Source organism: Bradyrhizobium erythrophlei, from assembly GCF_900129425.1.
GTDB lineage: Bacteria > Pseudomonadota > Alphaproteobacteria > Rhizobiales > Xanthobacteraceae > Bradyrhizobium > Bradyrhizobium erythrophlei_C.
On the sequence record NZ_LT670817.1, the window covers coordinates 5,638,468 to 5,655,032 of the forward strand.

Genomic DNA, 16,565 nt, shown 5'->3' on the forward strand with positions numbered 1-16,565 from the left:
TCGCGCTTTCGCACCGCGCAGGGCATGACACCGGGTTCGAGCTTGCAGGGGCGTTCAGGCAAGATTCTCCGGGACGCGAAAAAAGTAAACGAGGGGTCAGACTGAACATGGCGAACACTCCCAAGAAGGTCAAAGACCCCACTGAAGTCGCGCTTTCTGCCATTCAGGAAGCCTTGAACATCAGCGACGACGTGCCGGTGGCTGACGACCCGCGCGATTCATTGCGCAGCGATGTGACACCGCCGAACTCGTCATCGACATCGCCCTACGACGACGCCCCATTCGATACCCGGCCGAGTGTCGATCGGCCGATCTTCGAACCGATCGACGAGCCGCGCACGATCCGCCGCGCCGCCAATGACGACCGTGAAACCATCGGGCAGATTCTGCAGGCCATTCAGAAGGGCCGGCCCGCCCGCAACGTTTATACGCTTGCCACGCTGTTCGCCGGAGTCTGGATTCTCGGCGCTGCGCTATTGACCGTCAGCTTTCTGCCTTCATTGCAGGCGGCCATTGGTCAGGGCAGCGGCGGCACCCTGGTGCTCGGCGGCCTGGCGGCTTTGTTCTTTGCCCCGGTGCTGCTGTTTTATTTTCTGGCGAGCCTTTCCTGGCGCGGCCAGGAATTGCGGATGATCGCGCAGTCGATGGCGCAGGTTGCGATCCGCTTTTCGGAACCCGAGGGCGCGGCCAGCGATTCGATGGTGACGGTCGGTCAGGCGATCCGGCGCGAAGTCGCGGCCATGGGCGACGGTGTCGAGCGCGCCATCGCGCGCGCCGGCGAACTTGAAACCCTGGTTGCCAACGAGGTCTCGGCGCTCGAACGCGCCTACAGCGACAACGAGGTGCGAATCCGCGCCTTGCTGCAGGATATTGCCCATCAGCGCGACAACCTGGTCGGACAGGCCGAGCAGGTTCGCAGCGCCATCTCCGGCGTGCAAATCGACCTTCGCCACGATATCGCGCTGATCTCGGACGCGATTGCATCGCGTGTCGACGAGGTCGCCAAGAGCATCACCGGCGCGCTGGAAGAACGCGGCGCCCACATCACCAGTGCGCTCAGCAACGCCGGCGACAATATGATCCTCGCCCTCGGCGAGCGCGGCGGCGATCTGCTCGACCGTCTCGAGGAAGCCAGCGCGGAGACCACGCGCGCGGTGCTCGACGCCAGCGAGCGCCTCACCACCAGCCTCAATTTCAAGACCGGTCACGTCCATGACGAGTTCGTCGATCTGGCCGATCGCGTCCACGAGATGCTGAACGAGCGGATCGACCGCATCACCAGCGAATTCGAGCAACGCTCCTCCACCATCGTCGACGGCATCTCCGACCGCACCGAACAGGTCCACGACTCGCTGAAGAATTCCAGCGACAGCCTGCTGCTGGAGCTCGAGCTGCGCAGCGGCGATCTGGTCAGCAAGATCGACGACGCCGGCAATCGCCTGGCGACCCAGATCCTCTCCAGCGGTGACAAGGCCAGCGATGCGCTTGATGTAACTGTGAACTCGCTGGTGGCGAAGGTCGTCAGCCAGACCGAAACCGCGCACGACTCGCTAAGCCTGCAAATGAGCGCCTTCGACGAACTGGTGAAGAACCAGGGAGGCGAGCTTGCGGAAAAATTCGCGCGCGACAGCGGCACGCTGGGTGCGCTTATTACCCGTCACATCTCGGAATTCGATCGCACCGTCAAAACCTTCGGCGGCGAGATCGTCGATCGCATGGGCCAGCGCACGCAGGACATTGCGGAAACCCTGAAGACCTACGTCGACACCTTCGATACCCGCCTGACCTCGAACGGCGGCGAGATCACCGCCTCGCTCGACCAGCGTCTGATGCAGTTCGAAACCACGCTTGGAAGCCGCGTGGCCGACCTCGATACCTCGCTCGACGGCAGGATCAAATCCTTCGACGAGTCGATCGACGGCCGCCTCAAATCGCTCGAACAGACCTTCGACACGCGGGCCGAATCGGTGAACGAATCCATCGACGGCCGCCTGAAATCGCTCGAACAGATTTTCGATACGCGGGCGCAGTCGGTCACCGAAACCATCGATAGTCGTCTCGGCACACTGTCGACGTCGCTGACCGATGGCGCCGCGCAGGCGATCCACTCGATCGACTCGCGCCTGACCCAACTTACCTCGTCGCTGACCGACGGAACCGCCCAGGCGATCCAGTCGATCGACTCGCGGCTCACCCATCTCACCATGTCACTGGCATCAGGCTCGGCCCAGGCGGTCGACGCGATCGACCGGCGCATCACCGATGTGAGCGAAACCATCGACGGCCGCAGCGCGCACCTGGCCGATACCATCACGGCCCGGTTCCAGGAAATCCATCAGGGCATCGAGGCCCGGGTCGGGGCGGTTGCCACCGATATCGACACACGTGTCGCACAGTTCGAAGACCTGCTGGGTTCGCGCGTCGAAGCCGTGGCCGGCCGCATCGAGAGCAGCGGGCGCCAGGCCAGCGACGGTCTGATGGCACGTGCCGAGGAATTGTCCCTTGGGATCAAGTCCCATGTCGAGGACGCGGAACGCTCGTTGACCAACCTTGTGGTCAACACCAGCGAGACCATCCAGACCGGCACGCGCGCCGCGCAACAGTCGCTGCTTTCGGTTTCTGCCGATGTCGGCGCGCAGCTGAAGCTTACCTCGGCGGAAGTCGAGCGCGCCCTCACCGCCGTCGGCACCGGCGCTGCGTGCTCTATCCTGACCAGCGCGCGCGATGCGCAATCGACCCTGGTATCGGCCTCCAGCGATGCCGCGACCCAGATCAAGTCGCTGTCCGCCGACGTCGAGCGCACGCTCTCGGCTGCGGGTGCGGCAACCGCGGCCTCGATTCTCTCCGGCGCGCGCGAAGTCCAAACCACACTGGTCACCGCCTCCTCGGACGCCGCCAGCCACGTCAAGTCGCTGACCGCCGATGTCGAACGGTCGTTGTCGATCGCCGGGACCTCCACCGCCGATTCGATCGTTGCCAGCGCCCGCGAGGCCCAAAACACACTGCTCACCGCATCCACGGATGCCTCCGGCCAGGTCAAGTTGCTGGCAGCCGATGTCGAACGAACGCTCTCGGCCGCCGGCAATGCCACCGCGGCGTCGATTCTGACCGGCGCGCGAGAGGCGCAGAGCATGCTGGTCACCGCATCGTCGGATGCCGCCAACCATGTCAAGTCGCTGGCCATCGACGTCGAGCGCTCGTTGTCGATCGCCGGCACTTCCACCGCCGAATCGATTACAGCGGGCGCGCGCGAGGCTCAAAGCACGCTGGTGGCCGCGTCGTCGGAGGCCGCCAACCACGTCAAGTCGCTGGCGATCGACGTCGAACGCACGCTGACAGCGGTCGGGGCGGACACCGCCGCTTCCATTCTGGGCAGCGCACGCGAAGCACAAAGCTCGCTGCACGCAACCTCCGCCGAAGCCGCCAGCCAGATCAGGGCGATCTCCACCGATATCGAGCGTTCGCTCAGTACGGTCACCGCCAACACCACGGAGAATATTGCGACCAGCGCCCAAACCGCGCAAAGCGCGTTGGTGGCCGCCTCCAACGAAGTCAGTTCCAAGGTCAAGTCGACCTCGGCCGAGGTCGAGCGCTCGGTGCTCGCCGCCAGCGGCGCTTTCGGCTCCGCCATGAGCGGCAAGACCGACGAAATCGTCACCTACGTGCAGCAGCAAACCGATCGCCTCGCACAGATGATCGACAGCAAGCGCGGATCGCTGGTCGAGGCCATCGGCGCCAAGACCAACCAGCTCACCGTAGATATCGACCGCGTTACATCCGATGCCCTGAAATCGATCGAAACCCGCGGCCAGACCTTCTCGCAATCGGTCCTGAGCAACGGCTCCGACGTCGCGCGGACGATCACTTCGGCCGGCGATCTGGCCACGGGCGCGGTGAACAAGTCGCTGAAGGACCTGGAGGCGTCCTCGCGGGCGGCCATCGACCAGTCGCGTCAGGTCTCGATCGCGGCGGTCACCGAAATGCAGGAAACCAGCAAGATTCTGCGCACCGACACGGTCGCCCTGTTCGAGCGGCTGCGCGAAGGCAATATTCTGCTGCAGGAAGTGCTGACCGGCGCGCACGATAACCTCAATTCGCTGGAGCGGGCGCTGGTTACGCGGGTCGCGGACTTCGTGTCGGCCATGAACGACGTCACCTCGCGCAACGGCATGGCGACGCAAACGCTGGAAGACCAGCTGTCCGTCTTCAATACCAAGACGTCCAGGGCGCTGGAGGATCTCGGCTCGCTGTCGAGCCAGTTCGAACATCACGGTCAGGCCCTGGTCGAGGCCGCCGCCGTGGTCGAGCAAAGCAACCGCAGCACCACCGCATCTGTCGCCGAACGCAAATCGGCACTCGAATCGCTGGTCACCACGATCGATCTGCGCACCACCGACCTCGATCAGCGGCTGTCGCGCTTCACCGGCCTGCTGGACGAATCGCTCGCGGCCGCGGAAGAGCGCGCCCGCGATATCGCACGCGTGGTGGCGGAAACCGCCGGTGCCGGTTCGGCCGCGATCAGCCGGCAGTTCGAGGCGGTTCGCGCTACGGCTCAGGAGGAACGCCGGCTGACGGCGGAATCCATGAACGAACTCTATCACCAGAGCACGCAGGAAACCGAAGCGATGTTCAAGCAGTCCGCCGACAAGTTCTCCGGCATGGTCTCCAGCATGAAGCAGATGGCCGCGGAAATGCAGCAGGAACTCGAGGCAACGCGCAACGAACTTCGCCGCGGCGTGCTGGAAATGCCGCAGGAAGCGGCCGAGAGTACCGCGCAGATGCGCAAGGTCATCGTCGATCAGATCGAGGCTTTGGCCGAACTGAACCGGATCGTCGCACGTCACGGCCGCGGGCTCGACGTGGTAACCTCCGGCCGATCGAACTCGCAGCGCGAGGAAGAGCCGATGCTGGCAACCGCCGGCGGCCGCAGCACTGAAGCCCAATCACGTTCCGCCGCCCCGCGCATGCGCGACGCCGGCAGTGCATCGACCTTGCCGCCGCCTGACCTCGGCGGGCCGGCTTCGCGCCGCACCGAAGCGCCGCCGGTTTCCCCTGCCGTCGATCAGGGCCGCGACGGATGGCTTTCCGACCTGCTGAACCGCGCCGACACCGGCACCGGCAATCGCGAGGTCCCGCGCGCCCGCCCCACCCAGCAGCCCGCCGGTGACAACCCGCTGGCTTCGTTGTCGCTCGACATCGGACGCCTGATGGATCGCAATCTCGCCATCGAGATGTGGGATCGCTATCAGCGCGGCGAGAGCAAGGCCTTCAGCAAGCGGCTCTATACGCCGGCCGGCCAGAAGGCCTTCGACGAAGTCGCCCGCAAATATCGCGCCGACCGCAACTTCAAGCAGACTGTCGACCGCTACATCACCGAATTCGAGCGATTGCTCGACGAGGTCGCGCGCGAAGAACGGGGCCCGGCGGTGCTGCGCAGCCACCTCACCTCGGAGACCGGGCTGGTCTATACCCTGCTCGCCCACGCGGCGGGACGGCTCGGCTAGTCTAAGGCTCAAGCTGATCGCACAATAATAAAAACGGAGGCAGCGATGCCTCCATTTTTATTTTGGGTGCGGCCTGAAACCGGACGCTACGGCCTCTTCCTCTCGGTCGCCGCCGTGGGCGTGGGCGCTGGCGGCGGCGCACTGCTGTTGCCCGCGCCGAACAACAGCCGCGTCGGGTTGCGGTCGAGATTGTTTACCGCGCGGCTGATATCGCCGAGCGTGCGGCGGCCATCGGTCATCAGGGCACCAGATCGCTTGTCGAAATCCTCGGCCAGTTCGCGGATCGATTTTACCGTCTGGAAGAGTTCACCGCCCTCCTTGCCGCCGGCCAGCGCATTGAGGCCGAGCATGAGGTTGTCGGCCTTGCCCATCACGCCGTCGACCTTGAGCATGACGTTGTCGATCTTCTCGGAATTGCGCGCCAGCGACGCGGTGAAGGTTTCCAGGTTATGCAGCGAGTTCTTCACCGCCTCCTGATTGTCGGAGACCACCTTGTTGATGTTCTGCAGCGTGCCCCGGATTGCCTCGGTGACGTCCTGCAGCGCGTTCGGATCGGCGGTCAGCACCGGGATGCCATCCTCGTCGAGGGGAACGCTCGGCGCGGACTCCTCGCCGCCCTTCAGAGAGATCGCCGCGACCCCGGTCAGTCCCTGAAATTCCAGCCCGACCAGCGTGTCCTTGCGGATCGGGGCATTGTTCTCGATCATGGCCAGTGCGACAACTCGACGCGGGTTATCCAGCTTAACCGAGACCACCTCTCCCACCCGAATGCCGTTGAAGTTCACGCTACCGCCGTTACGCAGGCCGGATGCCGGACCTTCGAACACGATCCGGAGCGGGCTGCGCGCCTTGGTGGTGTGCAGGCTCTGGAACCAGAGAACGAACCCGAACGCCGCGGCTATCACCGCCAGCGTGAATGATCCGATCAGGACGAAGTTCGCCCGCGTTTCCATCAACCCAACTCCGATACCAGGCCCCGATTCAGCTTCGCTGGATCAGGATCATGCTCTAGCCCATAACTGCGCGGGCACGCTTGCCGTGGAAATAGGCCCTCAACCAGGGATGCTGCGAGGCCTGCATGTCGGCCATCGATCCCGCGGCAATGATCTTACCGTTCCCTAAAACTGCAATGCGGTCGCAAGCAGTGTAAAGACTGTCCAAATCGTGGGTTACCATGAAAACGGTCAGCCCCAAAGTGCGCTGCAAGGTGCGAACCAGTTCGTCAAAGTCGCCGGCACCGATCGGATCGAGGCCCGAGGTCGGCTCGTCGAGGAACACCAGTTCGGGATCGAGCGCCAGCGCGCGTGCCAGCGCCACGCGTTTGATCATGCCGCCGGACAGTTCCGAGGGAAAACGGTCGGCGACTTCGGGACGCAATCCCACCATGCCGAGCTTGGCGATGGTGATTTCGTCCAGCAACCGCTGCGAGACGTTGAGATATTCGCGCACCGGAAACTGGATGTTTTGCCGCACGCTGAGCGAGGAAAACAGCGCGCCCTGCTGGAACAGGATTCCCCAGCGCCGCTCGACACCGCGCCGTGCCCTGGCGTCGGCCGCGTCGAGATCGATGCCGAACACCTCGATATGCCCCGAGACCTTCGGCACGAGGCCGATGATAGTACGTGTCAGCACCGATTTGCCGGCGCCGGAAGGACCCACGAAACCCAGGATTTCGCCGCGCTTGACGTCGAGATTGAGCCCGTCGAGGACCTTGGTCGCGCCGAACTGCACCGAGATATCGCGAACCCGGATAATGGCGTCGGACGTTTCTGGCGCCATCGTCACATTCCGATCGACGCGAAAAAGATCGCGAATACGCCATCCATGACGATGACGAAGAAGATCCCCTGCACCACCGAGGACGTGGTGTGCTGTCCGAGCGATTCGGCGCTGCCCTCGACCGCCAGCCCCTCGACGCAGGCGACGATCCCGATCACTGCCGCCATCACCGGCGCCTTGATGATGCCGACGATGAAGTGATCGATCGAGATCGCGTCGCGCAGCCGAAGCAGGAATGCCTCGGGATCGACGCCGCCGTAAAGCCACGCCACCAGCCCGCCGCCCCACAGCGCCATCATGGCGCCGAGAAAGGCCAGGATCGGCAGCGCGATGATCAGCGCCAGCATCCGCGGCAATACCAGAACCTCGATCGGGTCGAATCCCATGGTACGCAGCGCGTCGATCTCCTCGCGCATTTTCATCGAACCGAGTTCGGCGGTATAGGCGCTGCCCGAGCGGCCCGCCACCATGATCGCGACCAGCAGCACGCCGATTTCGCGCAGCACCAGCACGCCGAGCATGTCGACCACGAAGATATCCGCGCCGAATCTGCGGAAATGAAAGATGCCCTGCTGGGAGATGATGCAGCCAATCAGGAACGTAATGAGCGCGACGATCGGCACCGCGCGAAAGCATACCTGTTCGAGGTGGTGCACGGTCGAGGTCAGGCGAAAGCCCGAGGGGTGAATCACCACTCTTCCGGCCGCGGCCAGCACGGCGCCGAGCATGTCGATCAGGCCGACCACCGTGGTGCCGTAGCCGGCGACGCTGCGGCCGAGCTGATCCAGTATCCCCGTCAGCGTCACCGATGTGGTGTCGAGCGCAGGGGTCGCCTTCACCCGGCGCACCTCGTCGACCAGGCTGGAATAGTTGGCCGACAGCCCAGCGATCTTGGCCTCGACGCCACCCTGGGTCAGGCTGCGGCGCAGCCGCTCGATCAGCCAGGCCCCGAATGTGTCGAGCTTGGAGACCTGCGACACATCGATGAAGATATTGGGGCGGCTTCCGGTCAGCTTTTCGGCATCGGCGACCATCCGCTCGAGATCAGGCGCATAGCGGGCGGTCCATGTACCCGCAGCGCACAGCGCAAGTCCGTTGCCCTGTGCAATCCGTTCCAATGTCGGGTCGCCGTTCACGTAGCGGCCTCCTGTGCCGATTCTCCGCGATTCGTGGAAAAGGAAGGATTCAACACGCCGCCTTTGCCTTGTAGAACATGTCCCTAACCAGCCATACTTGGTTGCGCCGGGCAAGCTTACGGTTCAGAAATTGTCAGATTTTGAAATGACTTCCAGCCAATCACAAAGGTTTGCAGCCAGAATCGAACGCTGGCCGATCGCCGGCAGCTTCACCATCAGCCGCGGCGCCAAGGTCGAAGCGGTGACCGTGGTGGCCGAAGTCAGCCGGGGCGGCCTGACCGGGCGCGGCGAATGCGTGCCCTATCCGCGCTATGGCGAGACGCCGGAAGCTACCCTGGCCGCCCTGCTGGCGATGCAAGACCCGGTGTCGCGCGGGCTCGACCGGAAAGGCCTGCAAGCGTTGATGCCTCCGGGCGCCGCCCGCAACGCGCTGGATTGCGCCCTGCTGGACCTGGAGGCCAAAACCAGCGGTCAGCGGGTCTGGAACCTGCTCGGACGTCCCGCGCCGGCGCCCTGCATCACCGCCTATACTATCTCGCTTGCGTCACCGGAGGCGATGGCGGCAGCGACCGCCAAGGCCGCGCACCGGCCGTTGCTCAAGATCAAGCTGGGCGGCGACGGCGACGGCAAACGGATCGCTGCGGTGCGCAAATCGGCGCCCGAATCCGAACTGATCGTCGATGCCAACGAGGCATGGACATCGGACAATCTTGAGCAAAACCTCGCCGCATGCGCCGAAGCCGGCGTCACCCTGGTCGAGCAGCCGCTTCCCGCCGGCCAGGATGGGGCACTGGCGCGCATCCGCCGGCCGCTTGCGGTCTGCGCCGACGAAAGCGTGCACGATCGGGCCTCGCTGGAGGGACTGCGCGAACGCTACGATGCCGTCAATATCAAGCTCGACAAGACGGGCGGACTAACCGAGGCGCTGGCGATGGCCGAGGCGGCCCATGCGCTCGGATTCGAAATCATGATCGGCTGCATGGTCGCAACTTCGTTGGCGATGGCGCCAGCGATGCTGCTGGCGCAAGCGGCGCGCTACGTCGATCTCGATGGCCCCCTGCTGCTGGCGCGCGACCGCGACGGCGGGTTGCGCTACGACGGCAGCGTGGTCTATCCGCCGGAAGCCGCGTTGTGGGGATGATCCGCGAGCCGGTGCCGCGCCAGCCACATCACCGTGCCGCCCGTCAACGCCATCGCCGCCATGACGTAATAGACGCCCTGCCCGTAACCGGCATAGATCGCGCCCGACACGATCGATGCGCTTGAGGTGACGATGCCGCTGCAGGCCGCGAGATAGCCTTGCCCGCTCGCCATCACGTGGCCGGGCACATGACGCACCAGCAATCCCATGGTGCCGAGCAAGGTCAGCCCATAGCTCAGCCCGTGCGCCAACTGGACCACCGACAGCACCGCGACCGAGGGCTCCTGTGCCGTGATCAGCCAGCGCACAACCGCACTGAGCGCGCCGATCACCACCAGCACCGCCGGGGACAGCGTAAATCGCGACGACAGCGCGAAGACCGCGATCTCGGCGAGCACCCCCAGTACCCATAGCCCGGCAATCGTCAGCCCGCTGAAGCCCGACGCCTGCCAGGTGATGGAGGCAAAGGTGTAGTAGGCGGCATGGCTGCCTTGAATAAGCGCCGACGCCACGATGATGGCGAGGAACCCGGGATCGCGCAGCAAGGCGCGCGCGCCGTGAGGCGCCGCGTGAGAGGACTTCGGATGGTCCAGCGGCTGCAGCCCGAGGCTGACGACGCTGCCGAGCCCGGCCACCGCGACAATGACCCAGATCAGATGCCGCGCCGCAATGACGTCGACCAGTAGCCCGCACACCAGCGCCCCCACGACGAACGCGGCCGAGCCCCATAGCCGCAGCGGGCCGTAACTGAGGCTATATCGCGCCACGCCCCGCAGCGCGTAGGCGTCCGTCAGCGGCACCATCGGCGTCCATATGCAGGCGGTGACGGCGTAGACCAGGAATACCAGGAGCGGCCGGTGTTGGGTGCCGACGGCCGCAAGCCCGAGCACGGTCACGAACGCCGTGACGATCAACGCCGCGCGCAGCGACTGACGCCTCTCGGCAAGCCCGGTCACCAGGGGCAGGATGGTGAACCGCGTCACGGATGGCACGGCCGTAATGATGCCGATCCACGAGGCGTCGATCCCGACCGCCTTCAGCCACACCGGGAAAAACGGCAGATGGGTGCCGCTCAATCCGAACAGCGTGCCGTAAAACAGCGCCAGCCGCGTCGCGAATCGCCGGCCGGTCCGTTGAGATGCGACGGGGATTTTTGATTCGCTTTGCATCAATTCAATTGCGATTCGCCTGATATCGTGGTGATCGTTAGCGTAAGGCGCGATGATTTGCGCGATGAGTTTGCCATGGCCGACGAAGCATTTGCTCTATCACCGATTGCCGCTCGCGCAACGCAGCCGCGCGAGGAAGACTATGATGCGATCCGCGAAGCCTTCATGGAGACTTCGCGGGGCCGCTGGTTTCTCGGCGAATATGCCAAGCGCAACCGGAATGCCGACACCCGCATGGTGCTCGACGCGGTGGCACGGATCGAGGAAACCATCGCCGCCCAGAAACCACCGCCGCCCGAACCGGGGCTCGCGGAAGCCCTGGCCGCGATCGGCAGCGCGCTCGATGAGGCCAGAGCCACCGCTGCGGCGGCGCTCGACAGCCTCGCACTGGAGGAAAGCCTGGCGCCGGTACGCAAAGGCGCCCGGGTCATCAAGGAAATCGCCTGGCGGTGGCGGGAAATCGGCGCCGATGGCCGGATCTGCGATCTGCTCGATTCACAGGTCGGCGCGATCGAGGGGGCTTGCAGAAAAATCTCATCGAGCAGTCCCAGGGATGCATTGAGCGCTGCGTTCGATCTGCTCGAACAACGGATCGCGGCGTTCGGCGACGGCGAAGGAGTTCCGCCGCGGGCTACCGAAGAAGCCGTTCGTTCACCCGCCTCCCCGATGCCATCGGTTGAAATGCTTGCCGCCGTTGTGGAGGAGGTTCGAACCGCGGCCGACGCAGACGACGCCGAAGCCGCAACCAGCAACCCGGTGATGCCGACCGAGGCTGTCGCTGCAACGACAACGACGGAGGCTGTCGACATGACCGCCGACGGCGCCGGCATCACGACTGATGCCGCCGATGCGACAGCTGAAGTGGTAAACGTGATGTCTGAGGCAGGCGACGTGACGTCTGAAGCCGTGGAGGTGGTGGCTGACTCAATGGGCGTGACGGTCGAGACAGGGGAACTGACGGCGCAAGCCGCCGATGCCGATCAGGATGCCGTGCTGGAGATGGTCGCGCTTGAAATGGCCGCGCCGGACCCCGGCGATAACGATGATATTTCCGAAATCGAAACCACCGAAATTCACGCGCGGGTATCCCCGCCTGCCAATCCCGAAATCGCAGCCCTCCCCGCTGAGCCCGTGGCCGCGCCGGCGCGGCCGCCGACGATCGAGTCATCCCTGCAACCTTCACCTCAACCGTCGGTCGAACCTTCGCTTGAACCTTCGCTTGAGCCTTCTCTCGGCTCGTCGCTTATCGCCAGCGGGATCGTGCGAAGGCCGCATGCATCGGCATCCGATCCGCTGGCGCCGATCCGGCGCCTGAGCCAGGCCGAGAAGATCGCCTTCTTCTCGTGACCTTGGGCGGGTCTAGATAGACTTCATTTCCAAAATTGATTTGATCGGCGCGAGGCCGACCAAGTCGCCCTGCTCGACCGATCTTCGCAATTTACGCGAGCGTTCGTCGGCACGCTCAGCTGCGATCTGCAACGGGACTAAAACTCTATTTAGTGGTGTTGGCGGATTGCGAACCTACATCAGTAATATTCGGTGTTCCAGTGAGAGCCCTATTATGGATTGTGATCATCCCAAAGTTAACGGTTCTGTGTTCGGCATGCATGATTGGCCTGACTCCCTGCGGGGCCAGGCGACCATGTATCGGAGACTTGCGGACGAGGCCGATGATCCCTTCGTGAAGAACGAGCTGCTTGAGCTGGCGTCGGTCTGCGAGGAGGTCGCCGATAACATCGAAAACCATCTGACAGGCGAATCCGCAGAGCCGAACATTTTCGGATCAAGTTCCAACTGAACGCGTCGAGCGGTTGCGGTCTCCCGGGCTACCCGAAACTGACTCAATTTTTCGTCAGCGCCCGACTTCGTCCCTGCGGATGACGCTCGAGCGGAATGATCACGCGATCAATTGAGCGAACAAATCCGCGTCGACATTGCCGCCCGACAGGACGATGACGACGTTCTTGCCGCGTGCATCGATGCGGCCGGCCAGAAGCGCGGCGAGACCCACCGCGCCGCCCGGTTCGACCACCAGCTTCAGCTCCCGAAACGCAAACCCGACCGCGGTCCCGACTTCCGCGTCGGACGCCGTGATGCCCTGGGCAAGCAGCCGGCTGTTGATGGCGAAAGTGATTTCACCGGGGATCGAGGCCATCAGCGCATCGCAGATGGTCCGCCCCTGAGCGTGATGCGGCTCGCGTTTTCCGGCGCGCAGCGAGCGCGCATGATCGTCGAATGCTTCCGGCTCGCCGGACATCAGAATCGCCTGCGGATAGCGCGCCTTGACCGCCGTTGCGACACCCGCGATCAGGCCGCCGCCGGAAGCCGGCGCCACCACGATATCGGGCGTCAGGCCGAGCGCTGCCATGTCCTCGGCAATCTCGCGGCCCACCGTGCCCTGGCCGGCGATCACAAACGGATCGTCATAGGGCCGCACCAGCGTGGCGCCGCGTTTGCCGGCGATGTCGCGGGCGATCGCCTCACGATCCTCGCGGTCGCGATCGTACAGCACGACTTCCGCGCCATAGGCCCTGGTGCGTTCGCGTTTGGAGAGCGGCGCATCGGCGGGCATCACGATGGTCGCCTGCATGTCGAGAATTTGCGCCGCCGCCGCCACGCCCTGGGCGTGGTTGCCGGAGGAGAACGCGACCACGCCGCCGCCGCGCGCCGCCATCGGGATCGACGACAGCTTGTTGAAGGCGCCGCGAAACTTGAACGATCCGGTCCGCTGCAGCATTTCCGGCTTGAGGAAAACCCTGGTTCCGACGCGTTCGTTGAGCACGGGCGGGGACAGCAACGGCGTTCGCACCGCGAACGGCGCCAGCACGCGCGCGGCCGCATCGATATCGGTGGAACTGACCGGCAGGGTTGCGAAGGGTTCCGTCATCCCTGACTTGTATCGCGTCACGCAATGGGCGGGCAAGGTGCTTGCGGCGGATCACGCGACGAAGCGCGGACACTCCGGCGTGAATGGCGCCAGCTCGCTCGTCGAATCGACCGCGGGAACCCCGGCTATGTTGTCGATGAAGGCGCGGGCCGAGGCCTCCCAGGTATGCCCAGCGGCAAACTCGAGGCAGGCCTGCGGCGAAATTGTCAGCGCGGACAGGCATGCCGCCCGCAGATCGTCGTTCAGCGCCCCGACCGGCGCGTTGCCGATCACATCGCGGGGACCGGTCACCGGAAAGGCGGCCACCGGCAAGCCGCTTGCCAGCGCTTCCAGCAGAACCAGGCCAAAGGTGTCGGTCTTGCTCGGAAACACGAAGACGTCGGCCGCGGCATAGGCCTCCGCCAGGGCTTCGTCCTGCCGCGCGCCGAGAAACACGGCTTGCGGATATTTCCGGGCCAAAGCCGTGCGCGCCGGTCCGTCGCCGACGATGACCTTGCTGCCGGGCAAATCGAGATCGAGAAACGCCTCGAGATTCTTTTCGACCGCCACCCGGCCGACGCACAGGAATACCGGGCGCGGCAGGCCAAGGTCGACGGCGCGGGGATGAAATTGGCCGGTGTCAACGCCGCGCGGCCATAACACAACGTTGCGAAAGCCCCGTGCGCGCAGTTCGCTTGCCAGCGCCGGCGTCGCCGCCATCACCGCCTGGCTGGCGCCGTGGAAGGCGCGCAGTGCCCGCCAGATCCATGATTCGGGAACCGGCAGGCGCGCCGAGATATATTCCGGAAAACGGGTATGAAAGCTCGTGGTGAACTGCATTCCGTGTCGGCGGCAACACCGCCGCACCGATATTCCGATCGGCCCTTCTGTTGCGATGTGAATGCTGTCCGGCCGTGCGTCCGCGATCAGCCTCGCAATTTTGGTCTGATACGGCAACGCCACGCGCAGATCGCGATAGCTCGGCATGGCGAAGGTGCGGAACGACTGCGGGGTCAGAAAGCTGACATCGACACCGAACGTCTTGGCCGCTTCCGCCATCATGGTCAGCGTCCGCACCACGCCGTTGACTTGCGGGTGCCACGCATCGGTCGCGACCAGAATACGCATCAGGCGGCACGCGCCGCGACAGGAGTAACGGGAACCGCCCGTCGCAGCGGATCGGTCCAGGTGATGATTTCAAACCGGCCGTCTTCGTGTTCGGCAAGCGCCGTGCAGCTTTCCACCCAGTCGCCGCAATTCATGTAACGGATGCCATGTTCGTCGCGGATCGTGGCGTAATGGATATGGCCACAGATCACTCCGTCGGCACCGTGACGCCTCGCCTCCGCCGCCAACGTGTGTTCGAAGGCGCCGATATAATTCACGGCGTTCTTGACCTTCAGTTTCGCCCATTGCGACAGCGACCAATAGGGCACGCCGAAGGCGCGCCGAAAGAAGTTGACGAGGCGATTCATCTGGATCGCGAAATCGTAGGCCTTGTCGCCGAGATGGGCGAGCCAGCGCGCGTTCTGCACCACGAGGTCGAAAATATCGCCGTGAATCACCAGGTAACGCCGGCCATCGACGCCGACATGAACGGTATTTTCCACGACGTCGATGCCGCCAAAATGCGTGCCGTAATAGTTCCTCAGGAACTCGTCGTGATTGCCGGGCACGTAAACGATCTTGGCGCCCTTGCGCGCCTTGCGCAGCATTTTCTGCACGAAGTCGTTGTGCGATTGCGGCCAGTACCAGTTCGACCGCAACGCCCAGCCATCGACGATATCGCCGACGAGGTAGATCGTATCGGCATCATGGCTGCGGAGAAAGTCCAGCAATCGGTCGGCTTGCGAGCCCCGGGCACCGAGGTGGACGTCGGAGATAAACAAAGTGCGAAAGCGTCGTTCGGGACACTCTTCACTCATAGCGTCAGTTCCCATGCGCGAGCAGCTAACCGATTCCCGTGACGACGTGATGACGATTCGCGCCGCCGATGGGACCACGCGAATCACGTGACCTGCTTTCGGGGGAGCGAATAGCAGCGGCCTGCGACAATCAGGCGACAGCCGGCCCAGCGGCCGGGACGGCTCGCCATCCCCAGAGCGTGACCGAAAAAGCAGCCCGGCAGTGGCGGCGAGAAAGATGCAAATTTCAGCAGTTGGGTCATTAGAAAGCACAGTTTCGCGATCTCGCGGCCTGATACGCCCGAGGTTTGCCATCAACTTCCGCCCTCTTGATCAGAGGGCGTGGGGAATGCCGGGCGCCCGATGCACCCGCAGCCTCGTGTGCGCTATTGGTAGTAAGTATGCACACGAGTATTCACAGCGAGCCATCGGAAAACACCCGACATTCCCGCACGCAATGGTTTACGGCTTATACCGTGCTCTCCCCGGTGATCGGCTTTCTTGCCACCGTCGTTACGCGGATCGCTCCGCCAACTTGACGCCAGCGTCGGGGCGTCAGGACCACACGTCTTCGCCGTCCGCTGCAAGCAACGCCCGTCAAGCGCGCCGCCGCGTCCACCGCATCCCGCCCCGCGTCCGTGACGTCGCGAGCCGCCCCTCTGAGTGAGACGGGACGCAGGAAATATACAACTGATTTGGGTCTTCTGAAAATCAGAAATATTTTTGCAAAAGGGGCTGGACACGCTGTTTGAAAAATTGCCTGTCGGGCAAATCAGTGAACAACAGCGATGCGCCATAAATTGATGGGTCACACTTCAGCGACAACCTCTCAACATGTCGTCCCGGCGAACGCCGGGACCCATACGCCGTGCCGTTGCGGTTGAAAGACGATGCTGAGACGTCTCGCTACTAAACCACCGACGGTGGTTATGGGTCCCGGCGTTCGCCGGGACGACGACGGTGCTTAGTCCTGCATCTTCGAAAAATCCGCTCCCCCCGCGCGCGTCTCGATGGATGGCTGCGAATATGTTGCGTCCATCCTTCGAGACGCTTGCTTCGCAAGCTC

11 protein-coding genes are annotated in these 16,565 nt (G+C 64.0%); 4 read left to right on the top strand and 7 right to left on the bottom strand.

Features of this window, described 5'->3' with window-relative positions; genetic code table 11:
• Positions 1-107: 107 nt before the first annotated feature.
• Entirely contained in the window at positions 108-5,504 is a 5,397-nt protein-coding gene (locus B5527_RS27120; RefSeq protein ID WP_079604265.1) for a hypothetical protein, read from the top strand.
• 86 nt (positions 5,505-5,590) lie between these two features.
• On the opposite strand, the gene B5527_RS27125 is transcribed toward B5527_RS27120, so the two are convergent.
• The 3 genes from B5527_RS27125 to B5527_RS27135 are packed head-to-tail and all read right to left on the bottom strand — an operon-like array spanning position 5,591 to position 8,419.
• Positions 5,591-6,457 carry an MlaD family protein gene (locus B5527_RS27125; protein ID WP_079604266.1) on the bottom strand — a complete coding sequence of 289 codons (867 nt, stop codon included), beginning with the start codon at positions 6,455-6,457 and terminating at the stop codon, positions 5,591-5,593.
• A gap of 55 nt (positions 6,458-6,512) precedes the next feature.
• Positions 6,513-7,283 (bottom strand): ABC transporter ATP-binding protein, encoded by a 771-nt coding sequence (locus B5527_RS27130; protein WP_079604267.1) that lies wholly within the window; start codon positions 7,281-7,283, stop codon positions 6,513-6,515.
• 2 nt (positions 7,284-7,285) lie between these two features.
• On the bottom strand, positions 7,286-8,419 hold the full coding sequence (locus B5527_RS27135) for an ABC transporter permease (RefSeq protein WP_079604268.1): 1,134 nt from the start codon (positions 8,417-8,419) through the stop codon (positions 7,286-7,288).
• A gap of 145 nt (positions 8,420-8,564) precedes the next feature.
• Between B5527_RS27135 and dgcA the strand changes: the two genes are divergently transcribed.
• Positions 8,565-9,560, top strand: coding sequence for an N-acetyl-D-Glu racemase DgcA (dgcA, locus tag B5527_RS27140; RefSeq protein WP_079607537.1), 996 nt, complete (start codon positions 8,565-8,567; stop codon positions 9,558-9,560).
• Here the strand turns inward: dgcA and B5527_RS27145 are convergent.
• Positions 9,530-10,729: an MFS transporter gene (locus B5527_RS27145; protein ID WP_079604269.1), complete on the bottom strand. Its 1,200-nt coding sequence runs from the start codon at positions 10,727-10,729 to the stop codon at positions 9,530-9,532. The genes dgcA and B5527_RS27145 overlap by 31 nt on opposite strands.
• A 75-nt stretch (positions 10,730-10,804) precedes the next feature.
• Between B5527_RS27145 and B5527_RS27150 the strand changes: the two genes are divergently transcribed.
• Together B5527_RS27150 and B5527_RS27155 are read left to right on the top strand one after the other, a co-directional pair.
• Positions 10,805-12,076: a hypothetical protein gene (locus B5527_RS27150; RefSeq protein WP_079607538.1), complete on the top strand. Its 1,272-nt coding sequence runs from the start codon at positions 10,805-10,807 to the stop codon at positions 12,074-12,076.
• Positions 12,077-12,371: 295 nt separating this feature from the next.
• Positions 12,372-12,527 carry a hypothetical protein gene (locus tag B5527_RS27155; protein ID WP_154072551.1) on the top strand — a complete coding sequence of 52 codons (156 nt, stop codon included), beginning with the start codon at positions 12,372-12,374 and terminating at the stop codon, positions 12,525-12,527.
• Positions 12,528-12,626: 99 nt separating this feature from the next.
• On the opposite strand, the gene B5527_RS27160 is transcribed toward B5527_RS27155, so the two are convergent.
• From B5527_RS27160 to B5527_RS27170, 3 genes are read right to left on the bottom strand one after another with little or no spacing between them, the layout of a single operon-like run.
• Positions 12,627-13,616, bottom strand: a complete 990-nt coding sequence (locus B5527_RS27160) for a threonine/serine dehydratase (protein WP_079604271.1) — start codon at positions 13,614-13,616, stop codon at positions 12,627-12,629.
• 51 nt (positions 13,617-13,667) lie between these two features.
• On the bottom strand, positions 13,668-14,723 hold the full coding sequence (locus B5527_RS27165; RefSeq protein ID WP_079604272.1) for a glycosyltransferase family 4 protein: 1,056 nt from the start codon (positions 14,721-14,723) through the stop codon (positions 13,668-13,670).
• Entirely contained in the window at positions 14,723-15,520 is a 798-nt protein-coding gene (locus B5527_RS27170; protein ID WP_425305029.1) for a UDP-2,3-diacylglucosamine diphosphatase, read from the bottom strand. The genes B5527_RS27165 and B5527_RS27170 overlap by 1 nt, the downstream gene beginning before the upstream one ends.
• Positions 15,521-16,565 lie beyond the last annotated feature (1,045 nt).